Here is a 24,202-nt window from a genome sequence, read left to right on the forward strand (position 1 = left end):
CAGAGCGGGTAGGCTTATGTTACTGCGTGTCCATCTGACCGCTGTGCATTCCCTTGTGCTTGCGGTCATGTTTTTCCATGCGGTTCGCCTGACGCTCTGCCATTTTCGCCTCCGCCGCATCGAATTCCGCCTTGGAAATGGCCCCGTCCTTGTCGGTGTCCACCCGCGCCATCCTCTTTGCGGCGCGGTCGCCCTTGTCAGCACCGGGGCGGCCCATTTCGTCGAACTCGATGGTGCCGTTCTTGTCGGCGTCCATCCGCTCGATCATCTTTGCCATCCGGTCCTGCTGCTTGGCCGCGCGGGCCGCTGTCATTTCCTCGACCGAAAGGGATCCGTTCTTGTCGGTGTCCACCAGATCAAAGCGGGTCTTGCGGATCGCTTCCATCTCGGCGGGTGTGACCTTGCCGTCACCGTCGGCATCCAGTTGCTCGAATGTCGGACGGTTCGCGTGGTCCATGCCCATGTCCCGATTGCCCTTTGCCTGAACCATTGCGGCGGTTCCGGCGATTGTAAGGACAGTCAGACCGATGATCAAAGATGTGCGTTTCATATCAGGTTTCTCCATTTCAGTCCTGCCTGACGCGGCCTCAATCGCCGCGTTCTAAGGGTAAAACGCGCCACTCCCGGCTTTCCGTCGCGCATCCTGCGGATTTTTTTGCGACATAGCATCGCAACTGGACCAAGCCCCCTTTCGCTTCGGCACAACGAGGTCCATCTATGGGTACAGGTTCCAGACGAAAGCGCCGCCATGACACTTGACACCACATCAGCCGCCCCGCAGTCCTTCCCCGCCGAGCGTGAATTCCGCCCTGCGGTCTTGCGCGGCTGGCGCAGGCGGTGCCCGAACTGCGGTTCTGGCCCGATGCTGCGCGGTTACCTTCAGGTCCGCGAAAGCTGTGCGGTCTGCGGCGAGGAACTGCATCACCACCGCGCCGATGACGGCCCCGCCTATCTGACGATTCTGATCGTGGGGCACATCATGGCGCCGATGATTTTCTGGGCCTTTGTCCATTTCCGCCCCGAACCTTTGGTGTTGGCCTCGGTCTTTACCGTTGGCACGGTGGGCTTGTCGCTTTATCTGTTACCCAGACTGAAGGGCGCGCTGGTTGCGATCCAATGGGCCAAACGGATGCATGGCTTTGGTGCCAAGGCCTAGGCCCGCGCCCCGCAACAGGAGCGGCGATGACTGAAACGGCAATCCGAGACGCGGCAACGGTGATCCTGTTCCGCAAGGATCAAGGCGGCACCCGCATCCTTATGGGGAAGCGCGGTGCGCAGGCCGCGTTCATGCCGAACAAGTTCGTGTTTCCGGGCGGGGCTGTGGATCAGGGCGACGCCGGTGTGCCCTTTTCGCACCCGCTGGACCAAGCCTGTCGAACCCGCCTGAGCGAAGGCGCCGACACAGGTCTGGCCGATGCCCTTGTCGCCTCTGCCATCCGCGAGGTCTGGGAGGAAACGGGGCTGTTGCTTGGCACTCCGGGCACTTGGGGCACCGACATCCCCGAGGACTGGCGCGGGTTTGCCGATGCGGGGCTGCGGCCCTCTGCCCAGGGGTTCACCTTTGTCTTTCGCGCGATCACACCACCGGGTCGCACCCGCCGCTTTGACGCGCGGTTCTTCATGGTGAATGCCGACCGTATTGCCGGGGATCCAGACGATTTCAGCCTTGCCACAGACGAGCTTTCGGACCTGCAATGGATTCCGCTGGACCGCGTGCGCAGTTTCGATCTGCCCTTTATCACAGAGGTGGTTCTGGCAGAGGTTTCCAGCCTGATCCAATCGGGCGGCAAACCGGACAGCGTGCCGTTCTTTCGCAACGACGACGAGGACAGCCTGTTCCTGCGTCTGGGCCGCGACCCTAGATCAGCAGAATAAGCAGCAGGATGCTGGTCATCAAAACGGCCAGCCCCCACAGCTCTCGCGGCGAATTGCGTTCCTTGAAAAAGAAGTGCGAGGCGATGAAGCCGAAAATCAGCTCGACCTGCCCCAGCGCATTCACATAGGCCGCCGTTTGCAGCGTGAAGGCGGTGAACCAGCACAGGCTGCCCGCCATGCTTGTCACCCCGACCAGCCCCGCAATCCGCCAGTGCCGCGCAACAAGCGCCATCTGCCCGCGCTCTCTCCAGGCCAGCCACAGCGCCATCGCGATCGTCTGGGTCGCCGTGACAATCGCAAGGGTAAACGCCGCGCGCAGGAACACATCGCCGCCCGACAGCGCCAGTGACGCCCCCCGATACCCCACAGCCGAAAAGGCGAAAAACACACCCGACAACAGGCCAAGCCCCGCCGCGCGGTTCATGATCCGCTTGTGCCACGCGCCCGTGCCCCCCGGCGGATCCGACAACAGCAGCACCCCGACCAGACCCAGCGCAATCGCGGCGATCCCCGCTGGCGACACCCCTTCGCCCAACAGGACAAAGCCGACCAACGCCGTCTGCACCACCACGGTTTTTGTGAACGTAATCCCGACGGCAAAGTTCCGGTGCGAAAACAGCGCGACCACGCACATGGTCGCCAGAATTTGCGCCAGACCGCCGGTCATCGCAAACGCCCAGAACCTGGGGGACAGGCCGGGAATGTCCTGACCGCTGACCCACAGATAGACCCAGACCAGCAGCGCCACCAACGGGGCGGAATAGACGAACCGCGCGAATGTCGCGCCCGCCGTCGACAGGCGTGTGGCCTTCAGGTGCTTTTGCAGCATGAACCGGATGGTCTGCGCAAAGGCGGCGGCGATGGTGACGGGAATCCAGATATCCATCCGGTGCTCTTGTCAGCCAGCGCCCCCGCTGTCGAGACCTAGCGACGCCACAAAGGATGTGGAACCGGATCCTTGCGTGTCCAAAGATAGCGGCGGAACACCTCGGCGTAGCTTTTGTACATATAGCCATCGTTCCGTTTCAGGTATCGCTCGCGGTTCTGAAAATACAGCGCGGGCAGCCGGTACCACGGCACATTCGGGTGCATATGATGGACCACATGCAGGTTGTTGTTCAGGAACAGAAACGCCAATGGCCCGCGATCCTCGATAATCACCGTGCGCCCGCGGCACCGCTCGTGGGCCTGATGCTCCAGAAAGGTGCGGATCTTCAGGATCGACAGCGCGATATAGGCGGACAGAACATAGGCCCAAACCGGCATCGCGCCCGTCGCCACCAGCCACCACACGACCAGCGCCAGCGCAGGCACATGCCAAAGCCAGCCCCGCAAGACCGCGCGGTCGCCCCGATGAATCGCCTTTGCATCGGCAATGATAAAGCTGATCGTGCCAACCGCAGGCCCCAGAACCAGCCGCCCCGACAGCGTGTTATTGGCCAGCAAAACCGCCCGCATCACGGGCGGCAGGGTATTCCATTTCCCCGCATCCAGATAGTTGGACTCTGGGTCGTCGTAGGGATCGGTCAGGATCGCATCCTTGTGATGCGCCAGATGGCTGTCGCGAAACCGCCGGTACGGAATGCAAAGCGTCAGCGCCGGAAAGACCAGCGCCTCGTTCAACCATGCCTGACGAAACGGGTGGCCATGAATGGCCTCGTGCTGCAACGAGGAATGCAGCGCGCCCGCAAGCGCCGTCAAACCAATACCCAACGGCAGCCAGAACGCGGCCGCAACCGCCGTGCCGATCCCCCAGACAAGATAGCACCCCGCCACCAGAACAAGCGTCGGCACTTCGACGCCCAAGACACCTCTACCCCGCAAAATAATCCCCTTTACCACGGCGGTTACCGCCTTGCGGCAGAGGTATCACTTGCCCGACGCCCAAGGCATCCGGTAGATAGGCAACATAAACACTACAAATGTGAATAAATGAAACAATGATTGAAAAAACAGACAAACGCACGCGCGCCGCCCTGTTTCGGGATCGGCTGAACGCGGCACTTGACCTGTCCGCCCTCAACCGCAGCAGCCTTGCGCGGGCTGTCGGCGTTGACCGCTCCACGATCTCGCAACTTTTGACGGGCGACAGCGCGCGCCTGCCCAATGCCCAGGTTGTCGCGGAATGCGCCCGCACGCTGGGGGTATCTGCGGACTGGCTTCTGGGCCTGACCAACCGCCCCGAACGCACCGCAGACCTGCTGGCCAGCGCGCTGACGGTAACAGAGGCGCCGCGCGCCCTGATCGACGAGCAGATTTTCGCATGGCATCAGGAGGCCGCCGGCTACAAGATCCGCCACGTCCCCGCCTCGCTGCCCGACATGCTGAAAACCCACGCCATGCTCGACTGGGAATATGCACCGCATCTGGGCCGGACAACGGAACAGGCGATCGGCGCATCAGAGGACAGGCTGCACTGGATGACCTCGGCCAGATCGGACTATGAAATCGCGCTGCCCCTGCACGAGATCACGTCCTTCGCCCGCGCCGAAGGCTATTATGCAGGGCTATCCGCCACGACCCGCCATGACCAGATCGACCGTCTTTTGGATCTGCACGACCAGCTTTATCCCTCATTACGGCTGTTCCTGTTCGACGCCCGTCGCGTCTATTCCGCGCCGATCACCGTCTTCGGGCCGCTGATGGCCGTGCTCTATTTGGGCCGCAACTATCTGGCGTTTCGCGACAGTGAACGGGTGCAGGCCTTTACCGCGCATTTCGACTGGCTGGTCCGCGAGGCCGATGTGTCAGAGCGCGACATCCCTGCCTTCCTGCGCCGCATAAAGGCAGAGATCGAGGCCTGACGTGTGCCTACTGCTCTGAATATCCTCGCCGAAGGCATAAGACATTTCGGCGGGATCAGGCTGTTTCTGCGGCCAGCTATTTCACCCCCACCGCGCGTCCCACCCCTTCGGGACGGGGCAAGCGTGCGTGGGCCGCAGCGATCGCGCCCAGCTTTTCGGTCACTGCGGGCCCGGGCAGGCTGGCCTTGCGGGTGTCAAGGCTGACGTGGATCAGCATATGTTCGCCCGTCGCCAGCAGCCGCCTGCCATCAAACATCTTGTGGAACAGGTGCATCTTCTTGCCCTCGCCCATCAGGCATTGGGTATCGACGCGGATGCGGGTGCCCGCCGTCACCTCGTCGATATGACGAATATGGGTTTCGGCGGTGAAAAAGCTGCTGCCGCCGGCGATATAGTCCGCATCGCACCCCACCAGTTCCATGAAGCGGTCGGTCGCGTCACCGAAGGCGTGCAGATACCGCGCCTCGTTCATGTGGCCGTTGTAATCCGTCCAGTCCAAAGGCACCGCGCGCGCGACGGTGGTGATCAGCCCCGCATGGTCGCCCTCGGCCACCGGCATCCGTTTGTCCTGCGCGTTCAACAGTTTACCCGCGCCCCAATCCTGCGCCTTCAGCGCCCGCATCATCGACACCAGATTGTTGTCGCGGATGCGTTCCAGATCGCGGATCGAATACATGCCCGATTGCGCATCCGACTGGCCGGCGATCTTGTCCACAAGCGCGTCGGTCAGGTCCGGCACATCCATCAGCTTGGTCCAGGGCCAGGACAAGCAGGGTCCGAACTGGGCGATGAAATGCTTCATCCCCGCCTCGCCGCCAGCCACGCGGTAGGTCTCGAACAGGCCCATCTGCGCCCAGCGGATCCCGAAGCCATAGCGGATCGCGTTGTCGATTTCCTCTGTCGTGGCGATACCGTCGTTGATCAGCCAAAGCGCCTCGCGCCACACGGCCTCCAGAAACCTGTCGGCGATATGGGCGTCGATTTCGGCCCGAACATGCAGGGGATACATGCCGATGCCGGTCAGAACCCCCTTTGCGCGCTCTACCAGTTCAGGCGCGTTTTGCGCGGATGGCACCAGTTCGACAAGCGGCAAAAGATAGACGGGGTTGAACGGATGGGTCACGACGATCTGCGCGGGCCGCGACGCGCAGCCCTGCAATTCCGAGGGTTTAAAGCCCGAGGTCGAGGACCCGATGATTGCATCCGGCCTACAGTGTGCCTGCAAGGTCTGGAACACCTTGCGCTTCAGCTCCAGCCGTTCTGGCACGCTTTCCTGAATCCAGCCGGCACCGTCCACCGCCTCAGATATTGTGGCGTGGTAGGTCAACCGCCCCTCCGCGGGCAGCGCCACATCGGACAGCCCCGGCAGGGACCGCCGCGCGTTTTCCAGCACCTCGCCGATCTTGCGCTGTGCCTCGGGGTCGGGGTCGAACACACGCACGTCCCACCCCATCAGCAGGAACCGCGCGGCCCATCCGCCACCAATAACCCCGCCACCGATGATTGCCGCTGTTTGTGTCATGTCAGGTCTCCGTCTGGCGCAGGTCTAGCGCGGAAAGGGGGTGAAAGCGGCCACAGTGTAGCCGTTGAAATCAAGAATCTCGCGGGCCGCGCGCAGCCGGTCCGCGGGGATGGCAGGGGCGCGGTTCAGGATATACCCGAAGCGGCCAGAGGGAGTGCCAACCACCGCTGTGCGGTAGGTCTCGTCGACCCAAAGCACCCAGACGATCTCTCCCTGTTCGGGCTGCAACCGCCCCTGCCCCACATCCCGCGAGGCCCCAAGCAAGCGGGCGGCGCTGGCACAGCCTTCGGAAGACCCCGTCAGAACCCCGCCGGACACAGCAAAATCATGGATGCCCGTCGGACAGCGGGCACCGTCTGCCGCGATCCCTTCTACCTCGTACCAGCGGCCCGCCATGCGTGTCACATCGAACCCCGCCGCCGAATAGATCGGCGTGGCGGGGGAGCGGTAGGTCGCGACGCTTACGGGTTCAGCCGCGCAGCCCGCAAGCGCCATCAACAGGATCAGGCGCTTCATGCCCGTGGCGCCCGTTTGACCAAACCCAGCTTTTCGCGCACTTCGGCAGGGCCGATCACCCGCGCGCCCATGTTTTCGATGATGCTGGCCGCGCGTTCGACAAGCTGCGCATTGGTCGCCAACTGCCCTTTGCCCAGCCACAGGTTGTCCTCCAGCCCGACCCGCACATTGCCGCCCGCCAGAACCGAGGCCGCAACATAGGCCATTTGGTTGCGGCCCAGCCCGAAGGCGGAAAACGTCCAGTCGTCGGGCACATTGTTGACCATCGCCATAAAGGTATTCAGATCGTCCGGCGCACCCCACGGCACCCCCATGCACAGCTGCACCAGCGCGGGGCTGTCCAGAACGCCGTCCTTGACCAGTTGTTTGGCATACCACAAATGACCCGTATCAAAGGCCTCGATCTCTGGCTTGACGCCCAAAGCGGTCATCATCCGCCCCATGGCAGTCAGCATGCCGGGCGTGTTGGTCATCACATAGTCGGCCTCGGCGAAGTTCATCGTGCCACAATCCAGCGTGCAGATCTCGGGCAGGCATTCGGCAACATGGGCGACACGCTCTGTCGCGCCAACCATATCGGTGCCCGCCACGGTCGGAAACGGCTGCTCGGGGCTGCCGAACATGATGTCGCCCCCCATGCCCGCCGTCAGGTTCAGCACGACATCGACATCTGCCGCACGGATCCGGTCGGTGACCTCGCGGTACAGATCCAGCCGGCGCGACGGCGCGCCCGTTTCAGGGTCGCGCACATGGCAATGCACGATCGCCGCCCCCGCCCGGGCCGCGTCGATCGCACTGTCGGCGATCTGTTTCGCAGAGCGCGGCACATGCGGGCTGCGATCCTGCGTGCCACCCGATCCAGTCACGGCACAGGTGATAAAGACCTCTTTGTTCATTTCAAGCGGCATGGCGGATCCTTTGTGTGTCCCTGACCTGATGTTGCCCCAGTATTCCCCGACTTGCATCGCCACATTTTGCAATTTACGAAGTATTCTTGATGAAACGCGCAACAAATCTGTTTTCCGGCGCCTGCGCGGGCTCGGCGGGCGGGTCTTTGCCATGGGCGGCGCGGCGGTTGGAAACCCTGTTCCAGACCGATCTCGGCACCTCGCCGGGCGCATTCTGTCTGCCCATGAGCCTGACTTTCTTGCGTCTCCGAATATCTCCGCCGACGGCGAAAACCCGGCCTCAATACGGCATCGGATGCGCCTTATGGGCGATGTTGATCTCGTCCAGCACCTCTTGCCCCAGCACCACATCAACGGACCCGAACACCCGCGCCAACTGATCGACATCGGTCGCCCCGAAAATCGCCGAGGCCATGAACGGCCGCGTCCGGCACCAGGCCAGCGCCATATGAACCGGATCAAGCCCATGCTTTCGCGCAATCGCCAGATAGGCATCGACGGCGGGGAAAACCCGCTCGGACTTGCGGCCGCCAAGGGTTCCGTTGATGTCCATCCGCGACCCTTCGGGCACCGCGCCGCCCTGATATTTTCCGGTCAGCAACCCGGTTCCAAGCGGCGAGTATGCCAGCAAACCCACTTCCTCGTTCACGCTCACTTCGGCCAGATCGGTGTCATACATCCGGCACAGCAGCGAATACTCGTTCTGGATCGTCTGCATCCGCGGCAATCCATGCTCGTCCGACAGGCGCAGCCATTGCGCGGTGCCCCAGGCGGATTCGTTGGACAGGCCGAAATGTCGGATTTTTCCCGCATCGACCAATCCCTGCGCCGCCCGCAACACCTCTTCCATATTGGCCAACGTGTCCTCGCGGTTCTGCCCCGAGGGATCGAACGCCCAGTTCTGCCGGAACATGTAGGATCCGCGGTTGGGCCAGTGCAGCTGATAAAGGTCGATCACATCGGTTTGCAGCCGCGCCAGCGCCTGATCCACCGCCCCGACCAGCGCAGCGCCCGTGATCGGCGCACCACCGCGCGATTTGGACCCCGCGCCGGAAATCTTGCTGGCCAGCACGAACGCATCGCGCCGTCCGTTTTTGGCGATCCATGTTCCGATGATCTGCTCTGTCCGGCCCACGGTTTCCGCCGACACCGGATTGACCGGATACATTTCCGCCGTGTCGATAAAATTGATCCCGTGGTCCAGCGCCATGTCGAGTTGCGCATGCGCCTCGGCCTCGGTGTTCTGGGTGCCCCAGGTCATCGACCCCAGGCACAATTCCGAAACCCGCAGGCCGGTGCGGCCCAGTGTGTTCATACGCATCGTGCATCCCCTTTTCTTTTCAGGGGAGAGGTTTAGCGGCCCCAAGTCCGAGGGCAAGGGGCCAAAGCCAATCTTATGGTCTGACGTAGGCGTAACCTTGTTCCTGCAACTCGATCAGGCGCACAACACCCGACGGCACAACAACTGCCTCGCTCATCAGCGCGATGTCGTGCCCTGCCTTTTTCTGCATCCCGTTCAGCGTGTTGCCGCAGGCGGCGAAGGCAATGTTGTCCAGTTCCAGCGACATGGATTTGATGCGCTCTGCCACGGGGCTTTGGTCCGGGATCAGCATGTTCAGGCCGGGGCCATAGGTCACAACCTCGATCATCACCTCGTCGCCTTTGGATTTATAATAGCTTGCGACGTTTTGCGCGTTGTTCAGCGCCATGTTCATCACGGCCGGATCATTCTGATCCACATGGATGGCTACATGGTGCATCTGCCCTTCGGCAAAGGCCATGGTGGCAGTCAGCGCCAAGGCGGCGGTTGCGGTCAATAGTCTGTTCATTGTCGTCCTCCCGTTGTCATGCTGCCAGCCTAGAACGGGAAAACCGCATTTGTCACATTATACTTTTTGAATGCCTTGATCGACATCGGGAACAAAGACAAAACACGGTCATTTCCCCAGGTGGCTTGGCCTGCGCCCCCCTTCCCCGCGGAAAAGTGAGGGGCGAAATCCGCAGCCCGCGCTATACTCCTTCAACGGAGGATTTCACATGCGTCTCGCCGCCCTGTTCCTGATTACACTGATGCCCGTCGCAGGGCTTGCCGCCCCCGCCGATTACCGGTTGGAGGCCGACAAATCCAGCGTCGGCTTTACCTATGATTTCGGCGGCAACGCGACCAAAGGCACCATGCCCGTGACCCGCGCCGACCTGATGCTGGACTTCAACAATGTCGCCGCCTCAAGCGTGGCGGTAACACTGGACGTGCGACGCGCCAATGCGGGGTTCGCCTTTGCCACCGAGGCGATGAAAGGCACGACCGTTCTGAACGCCGCAGCCTATCCCGACATCCGGTTCCAAAGCACGAAGGTCAGCGCAAAAGGTGACGGCGCATTGGTCGAGGGCATGCTGACCGTCCGCGGCATCACCCACCCCATCGCCCTGGATGCGCGGATTTACCGCCAGAAAGGCACCATCGCGGGCGACCTGTCGCATCTGTCGATCCTGCTGACCGGCACTCTCAGGCGCAATGATTTCGGCGCGACCGGTTTTCCCGACATGGTGGGCAGCAACATCGACCTGCGCATTCTGGCACGGGTGGCGCGGCTGGAGTGATAGGGGCGGCCCGCACGCACCACCGGAACACGGCACAAAGCGACCCAAACCCCAAAGCGGTGCGGATTGCGGGACTCTCTGCGGGACTCTCTGCGGGTGCCATGCCGGTAGCCGCCAGGGAATATGTGCCCGTCCCGTCGCAATCAGGTATCGAACGCGCGGACATCCAGCGGGAAACCCGCGTCTTGGCAGCGCTTACCGCCCTTTACCGCCAGCAAGGCCCAAGCGAAGACACGGTGTTCTTGGCTGCAAAGGAACTGACCCGACATTATGCGCTTGGGGCGCGCGCCGCAGGGCGTGTCGTTGTCTGGGGCGTCATCGTCTGGGGGGCGTCGGGCGCACCATAGCCCAAGCAATCGAAAACGACGCGGAATGTCGGTTCCGGGGGTGGCATCCCCGTTTGCCCGTGACAGGGTGGGGTGTCTGATCCTTCAGGGCAGCCCCCCAATGCGCCTTATGATTTCCTTTGCCGCCCTGTTCCTGTCCGTTGTGCTGTTGCAACTGTCGTCGGGTGGAGTGGGGCCGCTGGATGCCCTCTCGGGTCTTACGGTGGGCTTTACCAAGGCAGAGGTCGGCCTGCTTGGCTCTGCCCATTTCTTCGGGTTCTTTATCGGGTGCTGGTGGGCGCCGCGCTTGATGGGGTCGGTCGGCCACAGCCGCGCCTTTGCCGCCTTTACGGTGACAGGTGCCATCGGGCTGATCGCGCATATGCTGGTGGTCGATCCCATCGCATGGGCCTTGATGCGCATCGGATCGGGCATGTGCGTTGCGGGTTGCTACACCGTGATCGAGGCGTGGTTGCAGGCCAAGCTGACCAACGAGACGCGCGGCCGCGCCATGGGCACCTACCGCGTCGTCGACATGGGCTCGTCGCTGGTCGCGCAACTGCTGATCGGGGTGCTGGAACCGGCCAGCTATGTCTCCTACAACCTGCTGGCCATCCTGTGCTGCCTTGCCATCCTGCCGATGACCCTGTCGCGCGCCGAACAACCCGAAACCCCCGACGCCCCGCGGCTGCGCCCGATGCTGGCGGTCACACGCTCGCCGCTGGCCGCAGCGGGTGTTGTGGTGGCAGGCCTGTCCAGCGCGGCCTTCCGCATGGTCGGCCCGATCTATGGCCAGGAGGTGGGCCTGCGCGCCGAACAGATTGGCCTGTTTCTGGCCGCCTTTGTCGCGGGGGGTGCTCTGGCGCAGTACCCCGTCGGCTGGCTGGCCGATAAATTCGACCGGCGTCTGGTGTTGATCTGGCTGTCGGTCGCGGCCATTGCCAGTTGCGGGTTCACAGCCGCCAGCAGCGCGGGGGGCACCGGCATGGTGATGCTGTCCGCCGCCATATTCGGCCTGACCACGTTTCCGATCTATTCGGTCGCATCGGCCCATGCCCATGACTTTGCCGAAAGCCACGAACGCGTTGAACTTTCCGCCGCGCTGATGTTCTTTTTCGCGGTGGGGGCCATCGCCTCGCCGCTGGTCGCGTCCAGCCTGATCGAATGGTTCGGCCCCTCTGCGCTGTTTGTGCTGATGGCGGGTGGCCATGCGGTTCTGGTGATCTTCGGCGTCATCCGCATGCGGGCACGACCAACACGGCGCGCCCGCACGCGCTATGTCTATGCCCCGCGCACCTCGTTTCTGATCGGTCGTCTGACAGGCCGCAGCCGAGAAGAGCCTTTGCCCGAAGACGGTCAAACAAAAGGCTGAATTCTGTGGCTTCCGGGATATGGGCCGCATCGCGCGGACAGGTGTATTTGACCAGAGCATTCGATGCGCAAACTTATTCCGGGCCTCTGGATGTTCTGGATCGGGGCCGCAGCCGCCGTCGGCGCAACCTATCTTTTTCCTATCAGTGCAAAGCGGGGCGGGATATCTTGATGCCTCTGCCCCCCACAGCCCCTGACCTTGCCGCGCTGGACGAGGCGATCACCGCGATCTGTGCCAACGGCCTGCTGCAAGACCACGGATTAAGCTGGTCCGCCACATTGGGCGATGTCAAAAGCGCCATGTTCGCCGCCCACGTCACCCCGCCGAACGCCGTGCTCGACATCCCCCTCGGCCAGATCGCCACGCATACAGCCGGCATGAAACCCGACCTGACACAGGGCGAGATGCTGACCGACAAACACGGCTCTCTTGGCCTGCACAACCGCATTTCCCTATCGGCGCTTCGCCCCGAAGGCACCAAAGGCACGCGCGGCAAATACTTCTACTCCAACACCAACTGCACCGTGCTCGGTTCCCTGATCGAAGGGCTGGGCGGCACAAATACGCGACAGGTCCTCACCTCGAAAACGCCATCCGGGAACGGCGGCGCATTGGTGGCGCATTGGTGGCGATCACCGGCACAGGAAGGGTCGTTACCCCAATTGGCAAGGCCGCCTGAAACCCGCCCAATATGAGCGCCTGATCCAAAAGGTGCTTGCCGCCTTGCGATAGGCCGCGACAGACGCTGGCCCTTGGCGATGTCCTGCGTTAAAGCAGGCACAAACCAGACGAAGGCGCATCACATGGCACGAATTCTTATCACCTCGGCGATCCCCTACATCAACGGGATCAAACACTTGGGCAACCTTGTGGGCAGCCAGTTGCCCGCCGACCTTTACGCCCGCTACATGCGCCAGCGCGGCAACGAGGTGATGTTCATCTGCGCCACCGACGAACACGGCACCCCCGCCGAACTGGCCGCCGCCAAGGCCGGCAAACCGGTCGATGAATTCTGCGCCGAAATGCACGCAGTCCAAAAGGAAATTGCCGATGGTTTCCGCCTGTCGTTCGACCATTTCGGCCGCTCTTCCAGCCCGCAGAACCGTAAACTGACCCAGCATTTCGCCGGACGTCTGGCCGATGCGGGCCTGATCGAGGAAGTCTCGGAACGTCAGGTCTATTCCAACGCCGACGGGCGGTTCCTGCCCGACCGCTATATCGAAGGCACCTGCCCGAACTGCGGCTATGACAGCGCGCGTGGCGACCAATGCGAAAACTGCACCAAGCAGCTGGACCCGACCGACCTGATCAACCCGCGCTCGGCGATCTCCGGCTCGACCGACCTTGAAGTCCGTGAAACAAAACACCTCTACCTGCGCCAGTCAAAACTGAAAGACACGCTCGACGCGTGGATCAGCTCCAAGACCGACTGGCCGATCCTGACCACCTCGATCGCCAAGAAATGGCTGCACGACGGCGACGGCCTTCGGGATCGCGGCATCACCCGCGACCTGCATTGGGGCGTTCCGGTCAAAAAGGGCGAGGAAGACTGGCCCGGCATGGAAGGCAAAGTGTTCTACGTCTGGTTTGACGCGCCGATAGAATACATCGCGGGCACAGCGGAATGGGCCGATGCGAACGGCCTGCCGGCCGAGGCATGGCAGCGCTGGTGGCGCACGGACAAAGGCGCCGAAGATGTTCGATATGTGCAATTTATGGGCAAGGACAACGTGCCCTTCCACACCCTGTCTTTCCCCGCTACGATCATCGGTTCCGGCGAGCCATGGAAGCTTGTCGACTACATAAAATCATTCAATTATCTGAACTATGACGGCGGCCAGTTCTCAACCTCGAAAGGGCGCGGCGTCTTCATGGACCAGGCCCTGTCGATCCTGCCCGCCGATTACTGGCGTTGGTGGCTTTTGTCCCATGCCCCCGAAAGCAGCGATTCCGAATTCACCTGGGAAAACTTCCAGATGTCGGTGAACAAAGACCTGGCCGACGTGCTGGGTAACTTTGTCAGCCGGATCACAAAATTCTGCCGCTCCAAATTTGGCGAAGAGGTGCCGCAGGGCGGCACATACGGCCCGCGTGAGGAACAGCTGATCGCCGACCTCGCCACCCGTATCCGCGCCTACGAGGGCTTCATGGAGGCGCTGGAGGTCCGAAAATCGGCGAATGAGCTGCGTGCGATCTGGGCGCTCGGCAACGAATACCTGCAAGAAGCCGCCCCCTGGACCGCCTTCAAGACCGACGTGGATGCCGCTGCCGCCATGACCCGCCTGTCCCTGAACCTGATCCGCGTTTACGGCGTATTGTCCGCCCCTTTCATCCCCGACGCCGCAAGCGCGATGCTGGCGGGAATGCATACGGAGGACAGAACGTGGCCCGACGACGTGGCAACGGCCCTGACCGCCCTGCCCGCAGGCCATGCCTTTACCGTGCCAGAGGTTCTGTTCAACAAAATTACCGACGAAGAGCGCGAAGACTGGCAACAGCGATTTTCCGGCGTGCGGACGTGAGTATTTAAAGAACAAAGTAACAAAACAGGGTTTCTTTTTGGTTCAAATATCCACGCGCGGAACGCGCAAACCCCGAGCCCCGCAAGGGGCGAGACAAATGGACTCCTGCCGCAGGCAGGCCCTTTGGATCAGCGCTCGTGAAACGCCTCTCGCGATTTGTACAGCGGCTTGGTCAGATAATGCAGGATGGTCTTCTCGCCCGTGTGCAACTCGACTGTCGCTTGCATACCGGGCCGGATTTCCACCTCGGACTGGCGCGGCGTCAGATGCGTTGTATCCACCCGCAGCGTCACCTTGTAATGCGGATCGCCATCGCGCACGCGCTCGTCCTTGAAGGTATCCGCACTGAGGAACTGCACTTCGCCCTTCAATGTGCCATAAATGGTATAATCATAAGCGGTCAGCTTGATCGTGGCCTCTTGGCCTGGCCGGATGTTCGCTATGTCCTTGGGCTTGACCCGCGCCTCTACCAGCAACTCCTCGTCCAGCGGGATGATTTGCAGGATTTCCTCGCCCGGACGCACCACACCGCCGATCGTCGTGACCGACAGGGTGTTTACGATTCCGCGCATCGGCGATGTCAGAATCGTCCGGTTCAACTGGTCCTGTCCGCCCTTCAATCCCTGCCGCAGCGATGTCAATTCCTTCAGCGTGTCGGAAAAGCTTTGTGCGCGGTCCAGTTCCATCTGTGTGACCGTTTCGTCATAGCGGATCTTGGCATCCGCATGGGCCTTGCGCGCGCGGGTCACCTCGATCAGCGAAACGATCTTGCGGTCCAGCATATTCTCCAGCAGCGTCTTTTCCTTCTCGGCCTGCGCCAACACGCTTTTCGCGCCATCGCGCCGACTGGTGAAATCGGATTGCCGCGCCTTCAAAAGCGCCATCTCGGAGTCCACAATTCCGGGCGACCGCAGCGCCAGCGCATCGGGCACATCGAATTCGAAGGCCCCTGCCATTTCGGCCTCCAGCCTCAAACGGCGGATATCCAGCCCGGTGATCTGGTTTTGCAGATCATCAACCTGCGCCTGAAACTGCGTCCCGTACAGGCGCGCCAGAACATCACCGGGCTGCACGATGTCGCCCTCTGCCACCAGAAGTTCGGCCAGAATGCCACCTTCAAGGTTCTGGATGATCTGCGGGCGGCTTGACGATACGAACGCGCCCTCGGCCCGCACAATCTCGTCCACCCATGCAAAGGCGGCCCATAGCAAAAACACCACCAGCGTTGCCAGCGACAGCCAGATTGTCAGGCTGGGCCCGCGCATACCCCGGCTCAGTCGGGCGTCAAGGATGGCCATCAGCCCGCCCCCCCTCTTTCGCCTTGGTCAGATGTGCCAGAACCGCGTCGCGTGGACCGTCCACCGTCAACCGTCCGTTTTGCAGGATACAGGTGCGTTCGGTCAGCGACAGGATCGGCACACGGTGGGTGGCAATGACCGCCGTGCGGCCGGAAAGCCATGTATTCAACCGGCTGACCAGCGTGTTTTCCAGCGTCTGGTCCAGTGCCGCAGTGGGTTCGTCCAGCAGCACGACGCGCGGATCCTGCAACCACAGGCGCGCCCAGCCGATGCTTTGGCGCTGACCGATTGACAGGCCCTCGCCGCCGTCGCGTATTTCCAGATCAAGGCCCTTGTGGTGGCCGCGCACATATTGCCCGATCCCTGCGAAATCAAGCGCCCGGAACAGGTGCTCGTCGTCGATCTCGAGCATGTTCATCGCCAGATTGTCGCGCAATGTGCCGGTGAACAGGCGCACATCCTGCGACAGATAGCCGACGTTGCGGCGAATATCCTTTGTCTCCAGCTGGGCCATATCCACACCGTCAATCAGAACGCGACCCGCGGTCGGCGCGTAGAGCCCTGACAATAGCTTCAGCAGGGTCGATTTACCCGACCCGTTCGCCCCGAGAACCGCGATCCTTTGACCGGGTTTGATCACCAGCCCCGCGATGTCCAGCGTCGGCGGGCCATCGGGATCATAGCGGAATTCGAGCCCGCGCAATTCAAACCCGCCGTCCAGCGTGTCACGGCGCAGATAGGTGCGGGCGGGGTCGTGGTCCATCTCGGTGGCGGCAATGGCGTCCAGGCCGACCAGCGCCCCCTTGACGTTGCTCCACCGTGCCATTGTGCCAGCAAGCTGGGTCAGTGGCGCAAGGGTGCGGCTGGTCAGGATGCCCACCGCGATGATCGTGCCCACGGTAAATTCCCCCGCGAACACCATATAGGTGCCGACCACGACCGCCATGATATAGGTCGTCTGCTGCACGCCCTGCGACCAGAACGTCAAGGCCGAGGCGATCTTGCGCTGCTCTGACGACTTCAACGCCGACAGCGCGGTCAACTCTCCCCAAAGGCGGGCATAGCGGTCTTCTGCGCGTTGGGATTTCAGCGTCTCCTGCTCGAATATCACCTCGTGCAACAGGCGGCTGGACCGCGCGCTGGCGCCTTGGGTTTCCTGCGTCAGACGCATCATTTTCTTCTGCATGAAATAGCCCGGTAGCACCATCAATATGCCCCCCAGAACCAGTATCCACACAACGTTCCCCGCGATTGAGGCGACAAGCAACAAGAACACGATCAGGAACGGAAGGTCCGTCAATGTGCCGATCGACGAGGCGGTGAAGAACTCGCGCACCGACCCAAATTCGCGCATGGCGCTGAACAACCCGCTGGGCGAATTGGGGCGCTTGCCCGATTGCATCGCCAGAAGACGCGCCATCAACAGCTTTTGCACCGATAGTTCGATGGATCGCCCGGCCCCGTCCACCAGATGCGACCGCGCCATTTTCAACATCGCCTCCATCACGATGGCCAGCAGCGCGCCTAGCGCCAGCACCCACAGCGTGGCGACGGATTGATGCGGGATCACGCGGTCGTAGACCTGCAATGAAAACAGCGCCACCGCGACCGCCAGAAGGTTGGCCACCAAAGACCCAAGGGCGACTTCGGCCAACTGGCGGCGGTATTTCGGGAACTCGCCCCAGAACCAGTGCGGCTGGGCCGATGCGGCCCCGTGCGCCTTGTCCAACTGCATGACCGAAGGTTGCGCCTGTAACAGGATACCCGAAAAGAACGGCTCGAATTCGCGCAGCGATACCTCGGCGCGGTCTTCGGTGCAGGACGGATCATAGATCGTCAGAACGTCGGCGTCTTGCGACAGAACCAACAGGAACTGGCCGCTAACCATAGAGGCGATCGCGGGCCACAACTGTGGCTCGGTTGCGCTGACCGAGGTGATCTGCGTATCCAGCCCCGAGGCGGCAAGGGCTGCCTGCATCGCGTGAATGCTTATGTTGCCACTGGCGCTGCCAATGCCGGGGGCCGCGTTTTGCAGGCTGTCCAGCAAATCGGCGGGTAGAACCCGCACCCCGAGCACCGAAGCATAGATCGCCAACAGATCGACCCGCGCCTGAACCTTGGGCGCGACAGTGCTGCGTGCGGATGTGATCGCCGGGTCCAGCGCGGGCACGGCCTTGGGCAATGACGCCAGATTGGCGGCGCTGTTCGTCTTTATGTCAAAGGCTACGGGGGTCGCGCTCAAATCTCGCTCCCGTTGGCCAGGGCGCCACGGGCGCGCGCGATATCCAGCCGGACCAGCGCCGCCTCGTATTCAAGGCCGACGTTGTCCTGTTCGCTGCGGGCCAGACTTTCGTAAATACCGACCACATCCATGACAGAGCGTTGCCCCGCCTCGAATTGTTCCTGAAACAGGTCCAGATTGGCGCGGGCCTGTTCGGTCAACGCGCCAGTGTCCTGCTTCTGCCGCTCCAGCGCGACCAGTTTTTGTTCCAGGCTGCGCAGGCGACGGTTGGCGTTCTCTTCGGCCTGCCCCACACCGGCCTCTGCCGCCTCGTTCGTTGTTTCAAGCGCCTTCAGGCTGGCCCCTGTGCCAAGGCCCAGCATCCGCTCTGCCTGCACCTTCAGCCCGATATGGGTGCCGTTCGACCCGACAGATCCGCCCGCAGACACCCCCGGAAGAAAGCCTGCGCGTTCCACTTTCGCCTGCGCGACCTTGCGGTCGCGCTCTGCCTCGGCCAGCAGAACCGTCAGGGGCTTGGCAAACGCGTCAGGCTGGCCGACGGCGGAAATGCCGCGCACCTGATCCAGCGGGCCTGCCGCCATAGCGTTCAGTTCGGCGATTGCGGTATTTGCGGCGGCGGTTTGCTGCGACATTTCCGAATTGATCTCGTTCAGCTTTTGCCGCAGCACGTTCAGATCGGACGCGTCCGACACACCGCCGCGCACGCGCTCTGCCATGATCCGCTCGAACCGCGTCATATTGGTCAGCGCCCGCGATGACACCGCCGCCTTTTCACGGGCCTTTTCGGCCGTCACATACAAGGATAGCCCGGTATAGATACGGTCGTTCGTATCCATCGATAGGGTCACGGCGGCGGCCTCGACATCGGATTTCGCGAAATCGCGTTCCGCCTGTTTCTTGCCGTTGTCGAACAACACCTGATTGACCAGAAGTTCGGCCACCACCTGCCCCAAAGAGGTCAGGCTGATCGACGGCCCGATCGTGGGCAGCCAGTTCTTCGACTGCGCCTCTGCCCGCAGTTTTGCGGCGCGCAGTTCTGCCTCGGCGCCACGGCTGCTGGCGGCAAGCACCGATTGCGCAACCTGATCGAACGCGCTGCCCGTGGCAAGAATGGTCTGTCGGTGCAACAGGCTGGAAATCAACGGCGAGTGCACGACACCGGGGTCCGCCACCAGACTGCGCGACCGCTGAACGCCAGGCGCAGGGCCAGCCGCATCACCCAGACAACCCGACAGGGCAAACGCCGCTGCCAGAACCGTCAGTGCGCGCAACGCTTGCCTTTTCACCCGTTTGTCCCCTTTGTCCGGTGCCGCCAGCCCTGTCCGGCTATATGATAACCGTATGAATATCGTCGTCTATCAACAGGTTACCAGCGGCATTCCCCAGAGAGTACCCGTCATAGTCCTGCCCGTTGGCAGAAACATTCTGGCCGGTCGCGCTGGCCCCGCTGACCACGACAGTGTCCTGCACCCCGCCATCGTGACCGCCATGGATCGTGACCGTATCGGTTTCTTGCGACAGGGCCAGCAACTGTTCCTCGGTGATCGTCAGGGCAAAACCGTCGGCATAGCTGAGGTCGATCTCGGTGATGCCGTGGTCTGTCAGGGTCATGTTCGACATGTTGAAATCAGCGCCGGAATCAAGCACCAGCAATGTGCCGGATGTGTTATGCGCGGCATCTTCCGACGTGATCACCAGTTGCGATCCATCGGGAACGACGGTGTTGAAGGCGATATAGGTATCGTTGAATTCAGGGTTGTCGAAGGCGCGAAAGGCGACCTGCGTCGTTGTGCCGTCCGGCGCGATCTGAAAGATCGAAATCGCGTCTTCAGTGCTTTCGATGTTGATGCCGCGCACGCCGTTCACGCCAGAATCGTTGACCGCCGTGATCATCGGATTGTCTGGCGCAATGGTATCCACGTCCAGGGTTTGCGTGATTTCCCTGGTGTTCGCGGCAAGGTCGGTCGCAACGATCATAACGGTCGATGTGTAGTCGCCGCCCGGGATCTCGCTGGCGTCAAAGGACACCGACCAGTTGCCATTGGCCGCGACGGTTGCGGCATGGGTCGTGCCCTCGAATGTCACGTTGACGGTTGAGCCAACCTCGGTTTTGCCGGTCAGCATAAAGCCGTCTTTGGCCTCTGCCGCGTTGATGATGTTATCGCCTTCGACAGGTGTTGCAGAACTGGCAAGATCGCGCACCAGGGTGTCGACCTTGACAGAGCTGTTGATCACGCTGGTGTTGTTGGCGCTGTCGGTGGCGGTCACCTTGATATCCGACAGGTATTCACCCGCGCGGATCTGCGACGCTGCAAAACCGGCGGTCCAGCTTCCATCTGCGGCCACCGTCGCCAACCGCGTCACACCGTCCAGCTGCACCGACACGCGAGAACCCGGTTCGACCGTGCCGGACAGGATCACACCGTTCGACGCCTCGACGGCGTTGATGATGGTGTCGGTTTCGATCGGGGTAGCGGACAGGGCAAAGTCCTGCACGACCGTGTCGATCTTGACCGTATCAGTGACACTGACGGTATTGCCCGCCGCATCGGTCATTGTGGCCAAAATATTCGCGCTTTCGGTATCTGCCGGAATATTGGCAGCGCTGAAATTGGCGGACCAGCTTCCATCCACATCAGCGACAACGGGGCGCGTGACATCGCCCAGCGTGACGTTGACGATTGCGCCCGGCGTCGCGGTTCCGGTCAGAACCACCCCATCCGAGGCTTCGACCTTGTTGATGATGTCATCGCCTTCGATCACGGCGGCACCAAGGGTCAGATGACCCGCGACGGTATCGACATCCACAGACTGCGTCGCCGTGGACACATTGCCCACCGCGTCGGTCGAGGTAGCGACCAGCGTCGTGCTGTATTCGCCCTGCGCAATGTCGGACGCGCCAAAGCCAACCGTCCAGTTGCCGTACGTATCGACTGTGGCCGCGTGGGTTACATTGCCGAATTTCACCGAAACCGTGGAACCGGGCGTGGTGCTGCCGTTCAAGACAATGCCGTCCTCGGCCTCGGCGGCGTTGACGATGTTGTCGCCGGCGATCCGGCCCGACCCGAACGCGACCTCGTTCAGCGTATCGACCCTGACCGTGTGGGTCACAGTGGTCGCATTCCCCGCCGCGTCTGTCGCGATGGCCTTCAGGTCGGCGGTGTAATCACCCGATGTGATTTCGGATGCGGCAAAGGTTGCCGTCCATGCCCCTGTCGGCGCGACCGTCGCCATATGCGACACCGTGCCAAAGCTGACCTGAACCGTCGATCCCGGCTCGGATGTGCCGGTCAGGGTGACACCGTTGTCGGCCTCGACCTTGTTGATGATGTTGTCGGTCTCTATCGTGGCCGTGCCGAAGGCCACGTTTGCCACGGTATCGACGTGAACCGTATCCGTCACACTATGGATGTTGCCTGCGCTGTCGGTCGCCGTGGCCACCAGCGGCGCGTCGTATTCGCCAGCCGGAATATCGCCCGCCGTAAAACTGGCGGTCCAGCTGCCGTCTTGCGCCACAACAGCCGCGCGGGTGACGCTGCCGAATTTGACCTCGACGCTTGATCCGGGTTCCGATGTGCCTGTCAGGATAACGCCATTCGCCGCCTCGGTCTGGCTGATAACATCGTTGCCTTCGACCGGCGTGGTCGAAAAGGTCACATTGGACAGGGTGTCAACGCGCACAGTACCGCTGGAACTGCTGACATTGCCGTTCTCGCTGGTCGAGACAGCTGTAATCGTCGCATCGTATTCCCCTACGGGAACCTCGGATGCCGTGAAATCCACGGTCCAGCTGCCGTCATTCGCCACCGTGGCCGCCCGTGTGACGCCCTGGAATGTCACATCGACCGTGGCGCCGGGTTGGGTGCTGCCGGTCAGGGTGATGCCATCCGCCGCTTCTGTCTTATTGATCACGCCGTTGCCTTCAACGGCCGAGTTGAAGACCTCGACAAAGGAGAGCGTATCGACGTCCAGCGTGCCGGTGACGATATTGATGTTGCCTGCGGTGTCTGTGGCCCTGGCGGTCAGCGTCGCCTGATACACACCCTCGGGGATTTCGGACGGGACAAAGACAGCCGCCCATGTGCCGCTCTCGTCCGCCGTCACAGTGTGGGTCACATTGCCCAACGTCACCTCGACGACCGATCCGGCCTGCGCGGTTCCGGTCAGCGTCACGCCCGCATCCGCCTCGCTGGCGTTGATCAGGGTGTCGCCGCCGGACAGATTGGCGTCAAAGCCCACCATTCCGACGGTGTCGACATGAACCGTGCCGGTGCTCACAGTGATGTTGCCTGCCGTATCGGTGGCGGTCACCGTGATGCCCGCGTCGTATTCGCCCAAGCCCAGATCGCCATTCGCGAAGACCACCGACCATGTGCCGTCTTCGGCAACGGTTGCGGGATGCGTCACGGAACCGATCTGCACGGCGACAGTCGATCCGACCTGCGTCGTGCCGGTCAGCGTTACCCCGTCCTCGGCCTCGGTTTTGTTGATGATATTGTTACCGGCGATGGATCCGCTGTTCAGCGACACAGCGCCGACAGTGTCGATATGCACAATACTGGATACGGTATTCATGTTTCCGTGCACATCGGTCGTGGTCGCGGTGATTGTCGCGTCATATTCGCCGGTTGCAACATCGGCGGCATCAAATGCGACCGACCATGTGCCGTTCTCTGTCACAACCGTCTGCAACGTCTTGTCGCCAAGGGTAACATCCAGCGTCGCGCCCGCAGTCGAGGTGCCCGTCACCACCACGCCGCCGTCATGCTCGGCCAGATTGACCGTTCCGTCGATACCGACCATGCTGGCGCCGATGGTGATCGGGTCCGCAATCGTGTCGATCAGGATCGTTTCGGTGACCGTGGCAGAGTTGCCCTGCGCGTCTACCGTGGTCACAAGAACCTCTGTTTCGTGTTCGCCGCCGGGAACCTGATCCGGGCTAAAGACCACAACCCAGCTTCCGTCGCCGCCAGCGGTCGTTGTCTGGCTTTCATTGCCGATGGTCACGATCACTGTCGCGCCCGGCTCTGTTGTGCCGCCGATGGTCACGCCCTGGTCATGGGCATCCGCGTTGACGAAGTCATCAACTGCGACAACGCCTTCGCTCACATCCACATCAGGCGCGGTGGTGTCGATCACGACGACCGGCCCGTCAAGGTCGACATTCGCGCCCTCGGGTTCGACCACCAGAACGGTCGAGGAATAATCACCATCCGCCGGAAGGTTCTCGCCCTCGAATGTGACGGCCCAATACCCATCGCCGCCTGCGGTGGTGGTCAATGTCACGTCGCCGATGGTGACTGAAACACTGGAACCGGCCTGCGCCTGCCCCGTAATCGTGACAACCTGCGCCGCATCGGCCCCGCTGACAACAACATCCGTTTCGGGGTCATTCACCGATGCCGCCGTGCGCGCCGCCGAAGAACCGGTCACGTCGGTATTCAGGTAATTCGCAGCAATCAAAGCCGCGCCGCCAGCGGCGGCCGTGGCGCCGACTGCGCCGACAGCCCCCGCAGCACTTGCCAGCAGACCTGCACCGCCGGACGCAACCGCGCCGAAAATCCCGCCAAGCCCACGATGTTCGCTTGCTTCGATGACATCGGACAAAACGGCGTTATCGGCGAAATACAAGTCGTCGCCGCCATCCCACTTACCCCAGCTTTTCGAGGGTCCGTACTGGGCGTATTGCGCCTGCCCCTCAAGGTCGGACACGATCACTTCGGACAATTGCCCGTCAGAACTGATAAACAACCGGCAAGCAGGCGCGCCCCCGTCGGGGAAGAAATTCTCGAGCACGACCACACGACCATCGATCAACGTCACTTCAAGGACGGACCCCTGCCGGACATAGCTGACCACATCGTGCTGATTGAGGTTTAGGGAAACATCGGATCCGGGCTGAAGCGAAATCGCATTATTTTCATCACCTGCAACAGCGCCACGATGAATTCCGGACACACGTCCACGCACGATAAAATTAATCGCCTGCATACTGTCACCTACTCGCCTCGACACGTGCCATTTTTTTGGCACTTTTTTATACTAATTACTCGCTAACTATACGAAAGAACGTACATTCACCAGAAAAAAGTCATTCCACCGCCACAATTTGTAGTGCCCGCATGGATATATGGGTGATACCCCTTGCCGATGCGTCAATGCGGTTTGCCGCCATGCCTGTCCAAACCCCGGCCAGTTCAGCGGAAATCACAGCAC

General features: G+C 61.9%; 20 protein-coding genes. 8 read left to right on the plus strand and 12 right to left on the minus strand.

The genetic code is table 11. From position 1 onward, the window contains the following. Window positions 1–19 precede the first annotated feature (19 nt). Entirely contained in the window at window positions 20–550 is a 531-nt protein-coding gene (locus ACEN2R_RS10025; protein WP_442041769.1) for an EF-hand domain-containing protein, read from the minus strand. Between the two features lie 198 nt (window positions 551–748). On the opposite strand from ACEN2R_RS10025, the gene ACEN2R_RS10030 reads away from it, so the two are divergent. Next, window positions 749–1,156, plus strand: coding sequence for a DUF983 domain-containing protein (locus ACEN2R_RS10030; RefSeq protein WP_442041771.1), 408 nt, complete (start codon window positions 749–751; stop codon window positions 1,154–1,156). 26 nt (window positions 1,157–1,182) lie between these two features. Then, complete coding sequence (locus ACEN2R_RS10035; protein ID WP_442041773.1) at window positions 1,183–1,875, plus strand: NUDIX hydrolase; 693 nt, start codon at window positions 1,183–1,185, stop codon at window positions 1,873–1,875. On the opposite strand, the gene ACEN2R_RS10040 is transcribed toward ACEN2R_RS10035, so the two are convergent. Both ACEN2R_RS10040 and ACEN2R_RS10045 read right to left on the minus strand, forming a co-directional pair. Next, window positions 1,859–2,761: an EamA family transporter gene (locus ACEN2R_RS10040; protein ID WP_442041775.1), complete on the minus strand. Its 903-nt coding sequence runs from the start codon at window positions 2,759–2,761 to the stop codon at window positions 1,859–1,861. The genes ACEN2R_RS10035 and ACEN2R_RS10040 overlap by 17 nt on opposite strands. A 38-nt stretch (window positions 2,762–2,799) precedes the next feature. After that, entirely contained in the window at window positions 2,800–3,699 is a 900-nt protein-coding gene (locus ACEN2R_RS10045; RefSeq protein WP_442041776.1) for a fatty acid desaturase, read from the minus strand. Between the two features lie 116 nt (window positions 3,700–3,815). On the opposite strand from ACEN2R_RS10045, the gene ACEN2R_RS10050 reads away from it, so the two are divergent. Further along, the gene (locus tag ACEN2R_RS10050; RefSeq protein WP_442041778.1) at window positions 3,816–4,679 is read left to right on the plus strand and encodes a helix-turn-helix domain-containing protein; all 864 of its coding nucleotides are present in this window, start codon (window positions 3,816–3,818) and stop codon (window positions 4,677–4,679) included. A gap of 76 nt (window positions 4,680–4,755) precedes the next feature. Here the strand turns inward: ACEN2R_RS10050 and ACEN2R_RS10055 are convergent, their stop codons facing one another. From ACEN2R_RS10055 to ACEN2R_RS10075, 5 genes are all read right to left on the minus strand, one after another. Next, the gene (locus ACEN2R_RS10055; protein ID WP_442041780.1) at window positions 4,756–6,201 is read right to left on the minus strand and encodes a carnitine 3-dehydrogenase; all 1,446 of its coding nucleotides are present in this window, start codon (window positions 6,199–6,201) and stop codon (window positions 4,756–4,758) included. Between the two features lie 24 nt (window positions 6,202–6,225). Then, window positions 6,226–6,717: a lipocalin family protein gene (locus ACEN2R_RS10060; protein WP_442041781.1), complete on the minus strand. Its 492-nt coding sequence runs from the start codon at window positions 6,715–6,717 to the stop codon at window positions 6,226–6,228. Then, window positions 6,714–7,625 carry a 3-keto-5-aminohexanoate cleavage protein gene (locus ACEN2R_RS10065; RefSeq protein ID WP_442041783.1) on the minus strand — a complete coding sequence of 304 codons (912 nt, stop codon included), beginning with the start codon at window positions 7,623–7,625 and terminating at the stop codon, window positions 6,714–6,716. Before ACEN2R_RS10065 ends, ACEN2R_RS10060 begins: the two co-directional genes overlap by 4 nt. A 280-nt stretch (window positions 7,626–7,905) precedes the next feature. Further along, window positions 7,906–8,946, minus strand: coding sequence for an aldo/keto reductase (locus tag ACEN2R_RS10070; RefSeq protein WP_442041785.1), 1,041 nt, complete (start codon window positions 8,944–8,946; stop codon window positions 7,906–7,908). Window positions 8,947–9,019: 73 nt separating this feature from the next. Then, window positions 9,020–9,454: a DsrE family protein gene (locus ACEN2R_RS10075; RefSeq protein ID WP_442041787.1), complete on the minus strand. Its 435-nt coding sequence runs from the start codon at window positions 9,452–9,454 to the stop codon at window positions 9,020–9,022. 208 nt (window positions 9,455–9,662) lie between these two features. On the opposite strand from ACEN2R_RS10075, the gene ACEN2R_RS10080 reads away from it, so the two are divergent. From ACEN2R_RS10080 to metG, 5 genes are all read left to right on the plus strand, one after another. Next, complete coding sequence (locus ACEN2R_RS10080) at window positions 9,663–10,226, plus strand: YceI family protein (protein ID WP_442041789.1); 564 nt, start codon at window positions 9,663–9,665, stop codon at window positions 10,224–10,226. A gap of 185 nt (window positions 10,227–10,411) precedes the next feature. Next, window positions 10,412–10,573 carry a hypothetical protein gene (locus ACEN2R_RS10085; RefSeq protein WP_442041791.1) on the plus strand — a complete coding sequence of 54 codons (162 nt, stop codon included), beginning with the start codon at window positions 10,412–10,414 and terminating at the stop codon, window positions 10,571–10,573. 100 nt (window positions 10,574–10,673) lie between these two features. Further along, a complete protein-coding gene (locus ACEN2R_RS10090; RefSeq protein ID WP_442041793.1) occupies window positions 10,674–11,924 on the plus strand; it encodes an MFS transporter in 1,251 nt (416 codons plus the stop codon). A gap of 170 nt (window positions 11,925–12,094) precedes the next feature. Beyond that, window positions 12,095–12,619 (plus strand): serine hydrolase, encoded by a 525-nt coding sequence (locus ACEN2R_RS10095; protein WP_442041795.1) that lies wholly within the window; start codon window positions 12,095–12,097, stop codon window positions 12,617–12,619. Between the two features lie 108 nt (window positions 12,620–12,727). Next, complete coding sequence (gene metG, locus ACEN2R_RS10100) at window positions 12,728–14,446, plus strand: methionine--tRNA ligase (protein WP_442041797.1); 1,719 nt, start codon at window positions 12,728–12,730, stop codon at window positions 14,444–14,446. A gap of 128 nt (window positions 14,447–14,574) precedes the next feature. Here the strand turns inward: metG and ACEN2R_RS10105 are convergent, their stop codons facing one another. From ACEN2R_RS10105 to ACEN2R_RS10120, 4 genes are read right to left on the minus strand one after another with little or no spacing between them, the layout of a single operon-like run. After that, entirely contained in the window at window positions 14,575–15,744 is a 1,170-nt protein-coding gene (locus ACEN2R_RS10105; protein ID WP_442041799.1) for an HlyD family efflux transporter periplasmic adaptor subunit, read from the minus strand. Further along, window positions 15,731–17,986 carry an ATP-binding cassette domain-containing protein gene (locus ACEN2R_RS10110; protein ID WP_442041801.1) on the minus strand — a complete coding sequence of 752 codons (2,256 nt, stop codon included), beginning with the start codon at window positions 17,984–17,986 and terminating at the stop codon, window positions 15,731–15,733. The genes ACEN2R_RS10105 and ACEN2R_RS10110 overlap by 14 nt, the downstream gene beginning before the upstream one ends. Then, the gene (locus tag ACEN2R_RS10115) at window positions 17,983–19,272 is read right to left on the minus strand and encodes a TolC family protein (RefSeq protein ID WP_442041803.1); all 1,290 of its coding nucleotides are present in this window, start codon (window positions 19,270–19,272) and stop codon (window positions 17,983–17,985) included. Before ACEN2R_RS10115 ends, ACEN2R_RS10110 begins: the two co-directional genes overlap by 4 nt. Window positions 19,273–19,312: 40 nt before the next feature. After that, window positions 19,313–23,977, minus strand: a complete 4,665-nt coding sequence (locus ACEN2R_RS10120; protein WP_442041805.1) for an Ig-like domain-containing protein — start codon at window positions 23,975–23,977, stop codon at window positions 19,313–19,315. Between the last annotated feature and the right edge of the window lie 225 nt (window positions 23,978–24,202).

Source organism: Pseudogemmobacter sp. W21_MBD1_M6, from assembly GCF_052119585.1.
GTDB lineage: Bacteria > Pseudomonadota > Alphaproteobacteria > Rhodobacterales > Rhodobacteraceae > JBGQOJ01.

Excerpts from the sequence above, each read along its gene's own strand:
- ACEN2R_RS10080 (WP_442041789.1), top strand. The coding sequence starts at position 9,663 with ATGCGTCTCGCCGCCCTGTTCCTGATTACACTGATGCCCGTCGCAGGG.
- ACEN2R_RS10095 (WP_442041795.1), top strand. The coding sequence starts at position 12,095 with ATGCCTCTGCCCCCCACAGCCCCTGACCTTGCCGCGCTGGACGAGGCG.
- ACEN2R_RS10050 (WP_442041778.1), top strand. The coding sequence starts at position 3,816 with ATGATTGAAAAAACAGACAAACGCACGCGCGCCGCCCTGTTTCGGGAT.
- ACEN2R_RS10065 (WP_442041783.1), bottom strand. The coding sequence starts at position 7,625 with ATGCCGCTTGAAATGAACAAAGAGGTCTTTATCACCTGTGCCGTGACT.
- ACEN2R_RS10075 (WP_442041787.1), bottom strand. The coding sequence starts at position 9,454 with ATGAACAGACTATTGACCGCAACCGCCGCCTTGGCGCTGACTGCCACC.
- ACEN2R_RS10040 (WP_442041775.1), bottom strand. The coding sequence starts at position 2,761 with ATGGATATCTGGATTCCCGTCACCATCGCCGCCGCCTTTGCGCAGACC.
- ACEN2R_RS10105 (WP_442041799.1), bottom strand. The coding sequence starts at position 15,744 with ATGGCCATCCTTGACGCCCGACTGAGCCGGGGTATGCGCGGGCCCAGC.
- ACEN2R_RS10120 (WP_442041805.1), bottom strand. The coding sequence starts at position 23,977 with ATGCAGGCGATTAATTTTATCGTGCGTGGACGTGTGTCCGGAATTCAT.
- ACEN2R_RS10070 (WP_442041785.1), bottom strand. The coding sequence starts at position 8,946 with ATGCGTATGAACACACTGGGCCGCACCGGCCTGCGGGTTTCGGAATTG.
- ACEN2R_RS10090 (WP_442041793.1), top strand. The coding sequence starts at position 10,674 with ATGCGCCTTATGATTTCCTTTGCCGCCCTGTTCCTGTCCGTTGTGCTG.
- metG (WP_442041797.1), top strand. The coding sequence starts at position 12,728 with ATGGCACGAATTCTTATCACCTCGGCGATCCCCTACATCAACGGGATC.
- ACEN2R_RS10055 (WP_442041780.1), bottom strand. The coding sequence starts at position 6,201 with ATGACACAAACAGCGGCAATCATCGGTGGCGGGGTTATTGGTGGCGGA.
- ACEN2R_RS10060 (WP_442041781.1), bottom strand. The coding sequence starts at position 6,717 with ATGAAGCGCCTGATCCTGTTGATGGCGCTTGCGGGCTGCGCGGCTGAA.
- ACEN2R_RS10035 (WP_442041773.1), top strand. The coding sequence starts at position 1,183 with ATGACTGAAACGGCAATCCGAGACGCGGCAACGGTGATCCTGTTCCGC.
- ACEN2R_RS10025 (WP_442041769.1), bottom strand. The coding sequence starts at position 550 with ATGAAACGCACATCTTTGATCATCGGTCTGACTGTCCTTACAATCGCC.
- ACEN2R_RS10030 (WP_442041771.1), top strand. The coding sequence starts at position 749 with ATGACACTTGACACCACATCAGCCGCCCCGCAGTCCTTCCCCGCCGAG.